This window comes from Bacillus sp. BR3(2024) (assembly GCF_039134555.1).
Taxonomy (GTDB): Bacteria; Bacillota; Bacilli; order Bacillales; family Bacillaceae_G; genus Bacillus_A; species Bacillus_A cereus.
The window spans coordinates 1,021,940-1,037,016 of record NZ_CP152433.1 but is presented as its reverse complement, the minus strand read 5'-3'; the positions used below and the strand labels follow the sequence as shown (position 1 = coordinate 1,037,016).

Genomic DNA, 15,077 nt, shown 5'->3' with positions numbered 1-15,077 from the left:
AGCAATTCTCCTTTACTTCGCTAACTGCCCTTTAGAGTATTCATGAATAAATGTAGTTAAACGTTTTAATGTATCCGGATTTACTTCTGGGAATACACCGTGACCTAAGTTAAAGATATAACCCGGCTGTTTCATCCCTTGATCTAAAATACCTTTTACATGTTCTTCAATAACAGACCATGGTGCAAGTAAGAATGAAGGGTCCATATTACCTTGTACCGCCTTATGAACGCCACGTGCACGTGCTTCTTCAATCGGTAAGCGCCAGTCTAAGCCGACTACATCAAGCGGTAAGTCGTGCCACTCATTCACTAAGTGTGCAGCTCCTACGCCGTGCATAATCATCGGTACACCCATCTTACGAACTTCTGCAAAAATACGCTCCATTGCTGGTTTAATAAATACGCGATAATCTGCTACATTTACTGTTCCAACCCAAGAATCGAAAATTTGAACTGCTTTTGCTCCTGCGTTTATTTGCGCTTTTAAATATGTAATAACCATATCTGCTAGTTTATCCATTAAAGCGAACCAAGCTTTTGGCTCTGCATACATGAACGCTTTCGTATTATGGTAGTTACGAGATGGACCGCCTTCAATCATATAGCTCGCTAATGTAAATGGAGCTCCTGAAAAACCGATTAACGGTACGTCTAACATTTCTGTCGTTAATAAACGAATTGTATCTAGTATGTACGGTACGTCATCTTCTGGATTGATTTCCCCTAGTTTTTCTACGTCTTGTAAAGAACGGATTGGATTATCAATAACTGGGCCAATACCTGATTTAATTTCTACATCCACACCAATTGCAGGTAGTGGTGACATAATATCTTTATAAAGAATTGCTGCGTCTACGTTATATTGATCAACCGGCAATTTTGTAACGTAAGCACATAACTCTGGATTATGTGTAATTTCAAATAAAGAATACTTTTCTTTAATCTTTCTATATTCCGGCTGTGAACGACCTGCTTGACGCATATACCATGCTGGTACATAATCGGTACGTTCCCCCCTACATGCTTTTAAAAATGTCTCATTTATAGTTCTTACCAAGACCCTTGCTCCCTTCCTTACCAATGCTTCGAATACGTTCGATATTTATCTTTTTTTACTATACAGCTTGTAAAAACAAAATGCATAATATTATGTACGTTGTTCATTAAATTGACACAAACATTCTTAAAAACGCTTACTATTTTCACAACATTCTTATTATAACACAGAGAAAAACTATGGTTTAGCTACTTTTGACTTTTCTCCTTCACGATTCGTTTGTGTATTATATGGTACAACGTAAAAGCTCGGTTTTGAAAATATGTTAACGAACTTTTCCTCATATTCCCCAGCACCATTTACAGTGCTAACATGTGTATGAATTCCGTTCTCCACTCTATAGATTCGGTACATAATTCTGTTATCTGGAAGTGGCGTCCAACTTAATTTTGCTTTAAATAAACCGAAAGGGCTAAATGATAGTTTCATTTTTACATCTTCAATTTTGCGCAGTCGAATCGGAGCGCCGATTGTTTCCACACCTTCAGGCTTCATAAACTTCTCTTTATGTTCTACATTAGCCTTCGTTAAAATTTTCTTAAACAATTTTGTCGCAGATGCACTTTCTCCTTGCAACTGATGCTCCTTATCCGTACGGTCATAACCAATCCAAACAGCGCCTACTAAGTTAGGTGTATAGCCGACGAACCACATATCTCTTGCTCCCTTATCGTCATTTGGCAATGAAGTTGTACCCGTTTTTCCAGCTAACGCACCGTTATATACACCAGCTCTCGCTGTTCCTTCCTTCACAACTCCTTCTAACATTTTCGTCATATACCATGCTGTCTGCTTCGAGAAGATTTTCGTCTCTACTTTTGGAGATTCCCCAATGACTGCACCGTGTCTATTTAATACTTTATCAATAACGTGCGGCTCAATAATATTTCCATTTGCTAAAAATGAACGATACATTTTTACAAGATCAAATGTTGAAACGCCATTTTTTAGTCCCCCAAGCGCTGTACTTAAACCAGCATCTGCAATATGGACATTTCCTTTTTCTAAATATTGCTTTCCTTCTTCTACCCCTAACTCATTTAATAAAGAAACTGCCGGTACGTTTGCCGACTCTAAAATCGCATCATACATCGTCATTTCTTTTGAATACTCATGATTATAATTTCGAGGTTCATACCCTTCAAAAGAATTTCTTTCATTCGTTAATAAAGAATACGGATTATACTTTTTCGTTTCTAGTGCTGGTGCATAAACGATAAGTGGTTTTAAAACAGATCCGGGCTGCCTTTTGGCAAAAACACGATTAAATCCTCTCGGGACGTACTTTCTTCCCCCAATCGCCGCTTTAATCCCTCCCGTACGATTATCCATTAATAAGAAAGCACCTTGCGCCCCTTCTTCTTTCCCAGGAAAATTCCTTGCATCTTGAAACTGGTTATATGCTACCTTTTGAATCTTTTCATCCATAGGTACGACAAACGTATATCCTCCGCGAAGTACTTCTTGATGAGACAACCCGTATAAACGAGCGGCTTCATCTATGACCATATCAATATACGGCATATATGCAAGCTCATTCTCATCTAAATTTTTATATAGAGCAATTGTCTTCCCTTGATAACGAACGCTTTCTTCTGCAGTCAAATAGCCTTGTTTATGCATAAGTGACAATACTAGATCGCGGCGTTCCTTACTCTTCTCTGCAGAATAGTACGGTGAATATCCGTTTGGTGACTTCGGAAGGCCTGCAAGCATTGCCCCTTCCTCTACTGTTAAATCCTCAACATTTTTATTAAAATACAACTTTGCTGCCGCTTGAATCCCGTAAGCCCCATGACCAAAATAAATATGATTCATATACATTTCAAGAATTTGTTGCTTCGTATATTTTTGCTCTAATTGAAGAGAAATTGCGACTTCCTTCAATTTGCGCGTAAATGTTTTTTCACGAGTTAAAAAGACGTTTTTAGCGAGTTGCTGCGTAATGGTACTACCGCCCTCTACCTTCTCTCTAGCTAACGTATCTTTATAAAGAGCACGGAATATAGACGGATAATCAATCCCTTGATGCTCATAAAAACGAGAATCTTCCACCGCAACAAACGCCTGCTGCACATACTTCGGAATTTGCTCGATCGGTACGAGGTCTCTATTTTCTACGTATAATTTCGTAATTTCTTTCCCTTTCTGGTCAACGATACGTGATGAAGAGTGGAAAACGAGCTGCTTTTCATCCATCATATAGCCACCAGCTAACACGATAAGTTTATAGAGTACAATCGCTACTACGAACGTTGCGACGCCGCCTAATAAAGTCCACTTTACTTTCTTCATACATCGTCCTTCTTTCCAAATGATGGTACATTTATTATTTGAAAAAGAAGTATCTTTATGTATATAATCTTCGAAGTTTTTTAAGAGAGTTGATATAATAGAAACAAACTAGTAAGGGGGCATTAAAATGAAGGCTATTATTTCATACGAAACACCTCTAGAACAAGCACATTTCACTGCAAAAAATGATGAAAAAAATATGTTTTATAAAGAAAATACAGAAGAATCTGTAGAAGGTTCACTTCAGTATGACGTACTAGATGCTGTCGGCGAATTTAAAGGACAACCTGGCTATATCGTTTGTAACAACATTTCTGTAACAGACGAAGGTCGCCCTGTATTTGAAAACCGCTTTAAAAACCGCGCAGGCCTTATCGAAAACGAACCAGGATTCCAAGCGATCCGTGTTCTACGCCCATTAAGTAACGATACATATGTCATCTTAACGATGTGGGAAACAGAGCAAAACTTTAAAGACTGGACAGAATCACGTTCATTCGAAAACGCTCATAAAAAACGTCCCACGCAAGCAGAAGGACAAGCACAGGCGCATCCACATGCGGAACAGCAAAAGAGTATTTTCTCTCGCCCTTCTTTTGTGACTACTTTTGATGTGTTAGTTTAATTTTTTTGAGTTTGGAGTTCGGAAACCGCGGTATGTGAAATTATATCGGCGATTTTTCGAATTTATCGGCGCAACTCGAATTATATCAGCGTTTTTCTGAATTTATCGGCGCAACTCGAATTATATCAGCGTTTCTTCGAATTTATCAGCGCAACTCAAATTATATCAGCGTTTTTCTGAATTTATCGGCGCAACTCGAATTATATCAGCGTTTCTTCGAATATATCGACTTATCGACAAATCATGACACAAAAAGGAAACACCATTACACACCGGTGTTTCCTTTTTCTTTGTACCAATTATATATACGAAGTGAATCTTTTTTTCTCATATGCTTTACTTCATAACCCCGCCCCGCTACCGCTACAAGAGTTGTACATAATTCATCCTTTCTTTGAAAATACGATTGATTATAACCTACTGCTTGAACATGTCTTCTTCGCATTATTCCTGTATATTTCGAAAAATTACGATATACAACCGTTAGTTGATTTTCTCTTAATTCATAACCGCCACTTTTATATCTAGCATACGCAAGTAACGAAAACACGATAAATAACGGTAAAATAAAAAATAACGCAATATATTGTTTTAAATATATACTCACGCTAGCAATTAGAACTGTGAGTATGATACTTATTAACCAGCCCATAATGAAATAACGACGCAACGCTGTTTTTGGTAAGTGAGCGATCTCCGCTTCAATTTCATAAGGTAACTCTAAATATGTGAGCAGGTGCTGTACATCTTTTTTCTTCATAAAAGGATGCAGCATCACTTCATTACTTGCTGCTCCAATACTGTGAATTGCTTCCACTTCAACAGCGCAATAACCAAATGGCTGGCGAAGCATACATTCTTTTACAGTAATCGCTTGAATTCGGTGCAATTTTAAGACAAACTCTTTCTTTTCAAATAACCCTTGAACGATACGAATTTCTTCCCCTTTTCGCTCAATTTTAAAGTTTGCATATTTCAACACATATCCAGCCGTGGAAATAATCCATGAAATTGCCATTAAAATTAATGCTATTACAATTAGTTTATAAACACCGTTTCCCATCACATACGCTTCTACTTTACTTGTGAATCCTTCAGGAAGAACAAAATCAAACTTTGTGTAAAGAAGTACCAGTCCAGAAAACACTAGTCCGAACCGACCAGATGTAATCGCTGCTGCTAAAACCTCTTTCGCTGTTAACTGATAAACCGTCTTGCTTTCTTCCTCTTCTATTTCTTCTTTTACAGTAGTTTCTTTCTTATGTAATAAAGAGATTAAATGTTTTGCCTCGTCTTCTTTAATACCAGCCAACATCACTTCTGGTTCACTACCACCACCCGCTACTTCTATATTTAACTTCATAAGCCCAAGCATCTGATAAATGACATTAGAAGACGTACTAACATTTTGCACACGTTCTTTATTTAAATAACTTTCCTTCTTTACAAAAACACCGTGCTTTATATGTAAAATATTATTCTCAATCCAGTACACTTTAAAATACCATTTAATTGCTGAAAAAATAGCCATGATGAATAAAACAACTAGAAGGAAAAGATAAAATAAATACCAAGGTTCCACTTGTTCATCAGGTTTAAATAAAACAAGAATAATAAGTGGCAACAAACTCGCAACTCTAATACCTAACAATATCGTAATCGGATGTTGCCTCTTATACATCCTTATCACTCACTTTCGCAAGTTCTCCAATTTGTCTTTTTAGCTGTTCTGCTTCTTCTTTCGTTAAACCTGGAATACTATGAGAAGTTGCGGCTGTTGAAATGTGTAATTCTGCTAAATTATACTTTCTCATGATCGGCCCTTGCTCAATCGTTACGTGCTGCACACGGATCATCGGAATAAGTACGCGTTTTACAACGAACATTCCCTTTTGAATCTCAATCTCTTCTTCATTTAATCTGTAACTATAATAGCGCTGACGTAAATTTGGAAACACAAAATAATCAAGTGGAATAAATGTAATAGCTCCTGTTACTAATAGTCCAAACAACCAGCCCCACCAGTTAAAGTTAATCATAAAAAAGAAATACGCAATTACGACTGTTAGTATAACTGCCGTCCCAATTAAAGCGTGAATTCGCCACACTTTCAGCATATTAGAATGAATCTCCCTTTCTAACGGCTGCATCTCATCACTCCAATTCTATGAATTTATTACTTATATATTATCAAAAAATAAGATTTCATATACATTTTTGTAAATTTATAGTCAAATAAAAATATATGAATCAAAAGCATATTAAAGAAAAACATACCTCAGTTTTGAAAATTATATATTATAAATATGAATTATATTGAACTAAAATAAACCTTACATGATTCATGTAAGGTTTATCGTTTTATACACAATATATTTCATTATTGTTGAGATATACTAGCATCGCTTTCAATTCGCTTTTCTTTTTGGCTCAGTTTTTTATCTTTAGATTTTTTTAATGTTAAAGTCATACCAATAAAAATAAAAAGAATTCCTGTTATTTGCATTAAAGTTGGACGGAATCCAGTAAGTACAGTATCTAATAATATTGCCACTGCCGGATCCAAAAAAACTAATATTGAGATTGTTTTTGTAGATAAATAGCGTAAACTATCAAAAAACAGATAATATACTATCCCTGTGTGAATAAAACCAGTAGCTATAATATATGTCCAATTACTTTGAGTGAGGCCACTAAAAGCATCTAAATCTATAAATGGTATTAAAAGAAATATCCCCAAGAATGTTTGTAAAAATGTCATTGCATACGCACTCATTTTGTTAATCCCTTTACCAAATAAAGTTGTAAATGCATAAAAGAGAGCTGCAAGAAATCCCCATATCATACCTGAAGACATTAATGAACCGACAGAGAAACTTCCATCGATACCAGCAATTAATAAAGCTCCTGCAAAACACACAACTATTGAAATGATAGATATTAATGTTAATTTTTCTTTAAAGACGATACTTCCAATTAACAGTACAATTACTGGTGCAAGATGATAAACCGAGATAGCAATTGTAACTGACATATTTTCAAAGGCTTTAAATAAGAAAACCCAATTAAATACTAAGAAAAAGCCACATATTAAAACTTGAATAACTTCTTTTCGTTCCCATTTATCTTGTTTATATTGCCCTGTAAGCAACCAGCATACACTTAAAAATATTGTCGCAAAAATACACCTTACAAACACTAATTCAAACGAAGGTAAGTTTGTTTGAACTGAAAAAAATCCAACTGATCCAAAGATAACCATTGATGCTATCATCTTTAAAGCCGGTACCGTTTTCTCTTGCTTAAAACTTTTTTGAAGCAAATTAATCCCCCTCCAATAAAAACTCGGTTTATAGTGAGAAAAACACCAGCCTAAAAAAGGACAGGTGCTTTTCCTCAAAAACACTCAATTATAAATTTTTCCCAACAGTCCAACCACCATCAATTACAAAATTAGAACCAGTAATAAAGCGGGCCTGATCAGAAATCAAGTACTCAATACATGAAACAATATCCTGCGGCACCCCCCAAGTATCTAAAGATTGATTACTTTTTATCATAGACATCAAGGCTGTATTACTAAAGTATTCTTCTGTAAGTTCAGTTCTAATAACACCGGGAGAAATGCTATTCACCCTTATATTTTGCTTCCCAAATTCCATAGCCATCTGTTTAGTCAATCCGATTAAAGCATGCTTTGATGCAACATAAGCAGCTCGCTCTGGTTCAGCCATTAATCCAGAAACCGATGCTATATTCACAATACAACCTTTTATTTTCGATTCACACCATCGCTTAGCTACTTCCCTAGAAAGGATAAATGGGGCTACTAAATTTACATCAATTACTTTTTTAAACATATCATCGGATAAATGTAAAACAGGTGTTATCTCTCGAATACCAGCTGCATTTATTAATATATCAGGAGAAAGCTTTTCTAAATCTAATTGAGTAAAAAGATTATGAATCGCTTCGCTATTACTTAAATCAATTTGCACTACTTTCAAAGGCATATCTGTTTTCATATAATCTATTAAATTATTATTATTAATATCAAGCGCTATTACATGAAATGATTTTTCTAAAAAGTATTTTATACAAGCATGACCTATACCGCTATTGGCTCCAGAAATCATAATTATTTTATTCTCTCTCATTTTGTCTCCTTATAAGAAAATGTTACTAATAAAATATCACGAAAAGCCTCCGTACTACATTCTGTTCCAAGTGGCGTTACGGCATGGAAGACCTTTTGTCCAAATACTAAAGTTTCTAAAGGCTCCTTCAAACTTATAAACTGATTAATTTCCCGAGGAGAATTAGCTATTAAATTATCTCCACCAATAGCTGTATTACTTAAATTCATAAGGTGTAAAAACACTACTGGTTCATCATCTTTATGTAACCAAATAGGTGAACTAAAAGATGGTCTTTCTTTAGTAGCTTTATATCTTACTTGATGTAAACCTATAATTAAGTCTTTACTTGTATCTATTATATTTGTTTTAAATGCAAATTCAGTATCGAAGCGCACGATATTTTGAATTAAAGGATTACATAAAAAGCTATCATTTATGCTATTGAACTGTCTAACTTTCCCGCCATCGTCATAGTTATATTCTTTAGATTGGAAGTAATCATTACTATTATCTAAAATATAATCTGGTGAATCAACATACTTTATATACCTTGAATAAGATCTAGCACGGCATTCACCGTATGCATCATCTTCCAAATTATAATAATCTAACTGTGCTTGTGTTAATAGACGATGATTCTCTTCCTCTTGTAAAAAGATTTCATTTGAGATTTCAAGGAATCCTTTAGATTCAAATTCATGTACCTTTTCTTCTATGCTAAAGCCACTCATTTTACTAAGAACAAACGTCATTATAAAAACCTCCACACTATTGTATTTTTCTATCTCACCCTATGTTAGAAATGCAATAAGTAACCGAGATTCTTGCTTAATAAAATTAAAAATTATGATATTCAATTAATACACCAAATGAAATATACGTAATTCATTAAAATTATTTATTAAGCAATATTATATATCCTTTCGGGTATTTTTTCTAATTATCTGAAGATTTATCAAAATTAGTCTTAATATTCAAAAATAAAGAAATAGATTTTTCAGAAAGATAAAACTGCGCGTATTGCAATTATTTATGTATATAACTTTTTTAAAAATTATATTTTAAATATAGCTAGTTTTTTATAAATTTTTTGATATAATTACATACGGGAAAAGGGAAGAACTTTGTCTTCCCTTGTGTTTTTATTTGCATCTAGTACTTTTGCTAGATGCTTTTTTTATGCTAAAAAAGGTATCCTCAAATACTTTGAGGATACCTTTTCACCTTTATTATCTCTGCTGTTTTCTACCTAATATGAGTAATCCAAAACTCATCATTACAAGAAGTGCTCCCATATATGGTTCCACAGGCATTTTCTGCCCTGTCTTCGGTAATTCTTTTTCAGGTTTCTCTGGATTCGGTGTCCCAGGCTTTTCTGGATCTGGTGTCCCAGGTTTTTCTGGATTTGGTGTTCCAGGCTTTTCTGGATTCGGTGTTCCAGGTTTCTCCGGATTCGGTGTTCCAGGCTTTTCTGGATTCGGTGTTCCAGGTTTCTCCGGATTCGGTGTTCCAGGCTTTTCTGGATCTGGTGTTCCAGGTTTTTCTGGATCTGGTGTTTCTGGGCCTGGTGGCGCTAAATGATTCAATTTGTTTAATACTTCTAATTGAACTGCATTTATCATTCCATTTGTAATTTCAAATGGAATTGGATTAGTTAATTTTTCATATCCTTTTGGTGCTTCTACTTCTACTAGTGTGTAGTTACCTACAGATAAATCTGTGATTTTTACCTTTCCATCTTTATCTGTTGTTACTTTCACTACTACTTTTCCCTTTTCATCATGAACCTCAAACACAGCTCCTGATAAGACTTCCTTGCTTTCAGCGGCCATTTTTGTAATCTCCACTGAACCTTTGTCTAACTGTTCATTCTCTACTTGCAATGATAAGACTTTCGTCATACCTTTTGTAATTTCGAATGAAACTGGCTTTTCTAGTGGTTTGTAGCCTGCTGGTGTTTCTACTTCTACTAACTCATACTTTCCAATAGATAAATCTGAAATGTCTGCTTTTCCTTCTTTATCCGTTGTTACTTTCGCAACTACTTTGCCTTTTGAGTCACGTACTTCAAATACAACATTTTCTAATGGTGCTTTACTGTCTTTATCTATTTTTGTGATTTCTACATTCCCCGTATCTACCATTTCATTTTCTACAGTGAACGCTAAAGATTTTGTCATACCTTTTGTAATTTCAAATAGTACAGGCTTTTCTAATTTTTTGTAGCCTGGTAAACTCTCTACTTCTACTAACTTGTACTTTCCTACTGATAAATCTGCAACTGTTGCTTTTCCAGCTTTATCTGTCGTTACTTTCGTTACTACCTTGCCTTTGTCGTCTTGAACTTCAAAGACTACACCTGCTAACGGTGCCTTATTATCTTTATCTATTTTTGTAATTTCTACATTTCCCGTATCTACCATTTCATTTTCTATGTTTAATGATAGAACTTCTGTCATACCCTTTTTAATTTCGAATGATACTGGCTCTGTTAGTTTTTTGTAGCCTGGTAAGCTCTCTTTCTCTACTAATTTGTACTTTCCTACAGATAAGTCTGAGATTTTTGCTTTACCATTTTTATCTGTTTTTACTTCCGTTACTACTTTTCCTTGTTCGTCTTGCACTTCGAAGACTACGTCTTCTAATACTTTTTGACTATCTTTATCTACTTTTGTAATTTCTACTGAACCTTTATCTACTAGTTCATTCTCTACTTTTAGTGATAAGACTTCTGTCATACCTTTTTTGATTTCGAATGATACTGGTTTCGCTAGTTTTTTATATCCTGGTAAGCTCTCTACCTCTACTAGCTTATATTTTCCTACTGATAAATCAGCAATCTTTGCTTTTCCTTCTTTATCTGTCGTTACTTTTGTTACTACTTTGCCTTTTTCATCTTGTACTTCGAAGACTACGCCTTCTAATACTTTTTGACTATCTTTATCTACTTTTGTGATTTCTACATTTCCCTTGTCTAACTGTTCATTCTCTACTTTTAATGATAAGACTTCTGTCATACCTTTTTTGATTTCGAATGATACTGGCTCTGTTAATTGTTTGTAACCTGGTAAGCTTTCTTTCTCTACTAATTTGTACTTTCCTACAGATAAGTCTGAGATTTTTGCTTTTCCTTCTTTATCTGTCGTTACTTCTGTTACTACTTTTCCTTGTTCGTCTTGTACTTCGAAGACTACACCTGCTAATGCTTTTTGATTATCTTTATCTACTTTTGTGATTTCTACATTTCCCTTGTCTAACATTTCGTTTTCTACTGTTAAAGCAAGAGATTTTGTCATGCCTTTTTCAATTTGGAAAGTAATCGGATCTACTAATTGTTTATATCCTTTTGGTGCTTTTACTTCTACTAACTTGTATGTGCCGACTGATAAATTAGTAACTTGTACTTGTCCTTTTTTATCTGTCGTTATTTTAGCGACTACTTGCCCTGCTTCATCTTGAATTTCAAAGACTGCATCAGCTAAAGCATCTTTATTTTCTTTATCTACTTTTGTAATTTCTACATTTCCTGTATCCACTAATTCATTTTCTACTGTTAGCTTTAGCGCTGTTACTCTACCCTTTTCAATTTCAAATGAAATTGGCTTTTCTAGTGGTTTGTATCCTGCCGGTGTTTCTACTTCTACCAACTCATACTTCCCGATAGATAAATCTGAAACGTTTGCTTTTCCTTCTTTATCCGTTGTTACTTTCGCAACTACTTTTCCTTTTAAATCACGTACTTCAAATACAACATTTTCTAATGGTGCTTTACTATCTTTATCTATTTTTGTTATCTCGACATTCCCTGTATCCACCATTTCATTTTCTACTTTTAATGATAGGACTTCGGTCATGCCTTTTTTGATTTCAAATGATATTGGTTTTTCTAATTTTTTATAACCAGGTAAACTTTCTACCTCTACTAATTCATACTTTCCTACAAGTAAATCTGAAACATTTGCTTTTCCATCTTTATCTGTCGTTACTTTTGTAACTTCATTACCCTTTTCATCTTGGACGATGAATGTTACTCCCGCTAACGGTGCTTTATTATCTTTATCTATCTTTGTTATCTCTATATTTCCCGTATCTACCATTTCATTTTCTATTTTTAATGATAGAACTTCGGTCATGCCTTTTTTGATTTCAAATGATACTGGATCTGTTAGTTTCTTATAGCCTGGTAAACTTTCTTTCTCTACTAATTTGTACTTTCCTACTGATAGATCTGAGATTTTTGCTTTACCATCTTTATCTGTTTTTACTTCCTTTACTACTGTTCCAGCTTCATCTTGCACTTCAAAAACTACGCCTTTTAATGCTTTTTTGCTGTCTTTATCTATTTTTGTAATTTCTACTGAACCTTTATCTAACTGTTCATTTTCTACTTTCACCGATAGGACTGTTGTCATACCTTTTTTTATTTCGAATGATACTGAATCTGTTAGCTTTTTGTAGCCTGGTAAACTTTTCCTCTCTACTAATTTGTACTTCCCTACTGATAAATCAGAGATTTTTGCTTTACCATCTTTATCTGTTTTTACTTCTGTTACTACTTTTCCTTGCTCATCTTGCACTTCGAAGACTACGCCTTCTAATACTTTTTGACTATCTTTATCTATTTTTGTAATTTCTACTGAGCCTTTGTCTAACTGCTCGTTTTCTACTTTTATTGCTAAAGCTTTTGTCATACCTTTTTTTATTTCAAATGGTACTGGTTCTGTTAGCTTTTTATAACCTGGTAAGCTTTTCGTCTCTACTAATTTGTACTTTCCTACTGATAGATCTGAAACATTTGCTTTTCCATCTTTATCTGTTACTACTTTTCTTACTACTTCATCTTTCTCATCTTGGACTTCAAATTCGACACCCGCTAATACTGCTCCGTTTTCTTTGTCCACTTTTGTAATTTCTATATTACCTTTGTCTACCATTGCATTTTCCACTTGCATTGGGAATATGCCGTCCCCTGTTACACTTACTTCGAACTCTGTTTCTTTTAATTGGTAGCCTTCAGGCGCTTTCGTTTCTTTTAAAATATATTTTCCTAGTGCTAACGGTTTAGAGATTGCCTTACCATCTTTATCTGTAACAATATGTTCGACTACTACACCGTCTTTTACTATATCAAACTCTGCATTTGCTAATGGTTTTTCACCATTTTCCGAATCAATTTTCTTTATTTCAATTTGACCCTTTTGCACAGTATTTTTAATTTCAATTGTTTTTGTTTCTCCAGCTTGAAGTGTAACCTCTACTGGGCTTGTTAATTTTTGATATCCTTCTGGTGCTACTGTTTCATAAACTTTATACGTCCCAGGAGCTAAAGTTTGAGGTACTGAAAAACCTTTTTCGTCCGTTGTCAGTTTTGCAACAACTTCATTTGCACTATTTCGAACTTCAAATTCGGCACCTTTTAACCCTTTGTGATTCTCAGAATCTATTTTATGAAGCGATACTGTACCATCTTTTGGAGCTTCAGGCGGTGTAATAGTTACTTCTTTTGATGTTAATGTTTTATCATCAAAATGTAATTCCGCTTTATTAGGAATCTTCTTATCTACGTAAGAAGATAAGTCTGCATTATTTTTAATTTTCGCCTTGATACTAAGATTAATTATCTGGTCTTCATATGACTTATAATCAAAATTCTCACCAAACGTAAATGTTACTTCACTTCTTTGTTTATCTATATTTAACGTCCCTTTAGAAGTAATATCTTGGCCATTTTTATCATACACTTTTGCCTCTAATACTTCTAAAACATCTTCTAAATCATCACTAATTACCATAGATGTGTATTTAGGAGGATCGTTCGGTATATGTGTACCAACTTGGTATTGAATAACTTGATCCATTTGTGTTAGCTGCTCATTCTCTACAAGCTTGCCATTCTCATCAACTATATTTTTTTCAATGCTAGGTGGATTATTGTCACCTGAACCGGATCCTCCCCCACCACTCACAAATACTTGTCCTACTTTTTCTTCAGTTTTAATATTTTTACCTTCTAATTTCACAGTATTTTTATGAGGTTTTGCAGCAGGATTTGTAACCTTTGTTTTATATCTTACAATATAGCCTTTTGAACTGTCTGGAAATTCAATTGTAAATCCAGTCTTTGTTGCATTTATTTTAATGTTAGATAAATTTGCTGGCTTAATATTTGTTGGTGCATAACCATCTTCAAATACAGCCTCTTCTAATACTACGCTGTCTGTAATTAACTCATGCCCAGGTCCTAATGTATCTGTTAATTTAAGATCTTGCATTTCTGTTCCAGTTGCATTTACATATACAAGCCAATCAGCAATAGACGGATCTTCTTGATTATAAGAACCCCATTTCAATAGATTTTCCGTATTGGGTTGTGGCTTCGGTCTCTCTGTCGTATTACTTACATTTACTTCTTTATTTACGATTTGACCATCAACGTTAAATTCTAATGGAATTTCTTTAACACCATCATATGCTTCTAGACCAAAGTAGAATTCTACGAATAAAGAACCTTTAATGTTGTTCTTTCCTTCTACGTAATCACCCATAGTACACGTTAATAGACCCTTTTTCATCTCACATGTACCAACTGTTTTTCCTTCAGCATCTTTTAAAGGAAAACTCATATTCATAAGGTCTTTTCGAAACTCTTTTGGCATATCAATTGTGAATTGATCTCCACTTTTTATTTTTTCTTTAGCTGACCACTTCACTTCTACTTTCATACCATCTGAGGCTTGATATGGTTCAGATGTCGTGCCATCAGTACGGGAAATATTAATTTCGTCCACTGGACTTTTCATCACAGCAGCTTGAATAACTGGAGCCCACACATTCAGCACTGAAAATAATACTAGAAAAACTAATGAAACCATTGAAATATGTCTTTTAGTACTTTTCATTTGCATAGTTCCCTCCTAAATTTTTATATTTATATAACAAAAAAAGATCGTCCGGTTGCA

9 protein-coding genes are annotated in these 15,077 nt (G+C 34.4%); 1 reads left to right on the top strand and 8 read right to left on the bottom strand.

The window, feature by feature from the left end:
* Positions 1–12 precede the first annotated feature (12 nt).
* Together hemE and V7S45_RS05365 are read right to left on the bottom strand one after the other, a co-directional pair.
* Positions 13–1,059 carry a uroporphyrinogen decarboxylase gene (gene hemE, locus V7S45_RS05370; protein ID WP_000252605.1) on the bottom strand — a complete coding sequence of 349 codons (1,047 nt, stop codon included), beginning with the start codon at positions 1,057–1,059 and terminating at the stop codon, positions 13–15.
* 177 nt (positions 1,060–1,236) lie between these two features.
* Positions 1,237–3,354: a PBP1A family penicillin-binding protein gene (locus V7S45_RS05365; protein ID WP_000756294.1), complete on the bottom strand. Its 2,118-nt coding sequence runs from the start codon at positions 3,352–3,354 to the stop codon at positions 1,237–1,239.
* Between the two features lie 127 nt (positions 3,355–3,481).
* Between V7S45_RS05365 and hmoB the strand changes: the two genes are divergently transcribed.
* Positions 3,482–3,979 carry a heme-degrading monooxygenase HmoB gene (hmoB, locus tag V7S45_RS05360; RefSeq protein ID WP_000644063.1) on the top strand — a complete coding sequence of 166 codons (498 nt, stop codon included), beginning with the start codon at positions 3,482–3,484 and terminating at the stop codon, positions 3,977–3,979.
* A 265-nt stretch (positions 3,980–4,244) separates the two neighbouring features.
* Here the strand turns inward: hmoB and V7S45_RS05355 are convergent, their stop codons facing one another.
* The 6 genes from V7S45_RS05355 to V7S45_RS05330 form a co-directional block, all read right to left on the bottom strand.
* Positions 4,245–5,660, bottom strand: a complete 1,416-nt coding sequence (locus V7S45_RS05355; RefSeq protein ID WP_000278148.1) for a PH domain-containing protein — start codon at positions 5,658–5,660, stop codon at positions 4,245–4,247.
* A complete protein-coding gene (locus V7S45_RS05350; RefSeq protein WP_001182725.1) occupies positions 5,653–6,129 on the bottom strand; it encodes a PH domain-containing protein in 477 nt (158 codons plus the stop codon). The genes V7S45_RS05355 and V7S45_RS05350 overlap by 8 nt, the downstream gene beginning before the upstream one ends.
* A gap of 230 nt (positions 6,130–6,359) precedes the next feature.
* Positions 6,360–7,301 carry a DMT family transporter gene (locus V7S45_RS05345; protein WP_000939630.1) on the bottom strand — a complete coding sequence of 314 codons (942 nt, stop codon included), beginning with the start codon at positions 7,299–7,301 and terminating at the stop codon, positions 6,360–6,362.
* 88 nt (positions 7,302–7,389) lie between these two features.
* Positions 7,390–8,136, bottom strand: a complete 747-nt coding sequence (locus tag V7S45_RS05340; protein ID WP_257115911.1) for an SDR family oxidoreductase — start codon at positions 8,134–8,136, stop codon at positions 7,390–7,392.
* Complete coding sequence (locus V7S45_RS05335; protein WP_000144819.1) at positions 8,133–8,870, bottom strand: 2OG-Fe dioxygenase family protein; 738 nt, start codon at positions 8,868–8,870, stop codon at positions 8,133–8,135. The genes V7S45_RS05340 and V7S45_RS05335 overlap by 4 nt, the downstream gene beginning before the upstream one ends.
* A gap of 477 nt (positions 8,871–9,347) precedes the next feature.
* Complete coding sequence (locus V7S45_RS05330; RefSeq protein ID WP_342761685.1) at positions 9,348–15,023, bottom strand: SpaA isopeptide-forming pilin-related protein; 5,676 nt, start codon at positions 15,021–15,023, stop codon at positions 9,348–9,350.
* Positions 15,024–15,077: the final 54 nt, after the last annotated feature.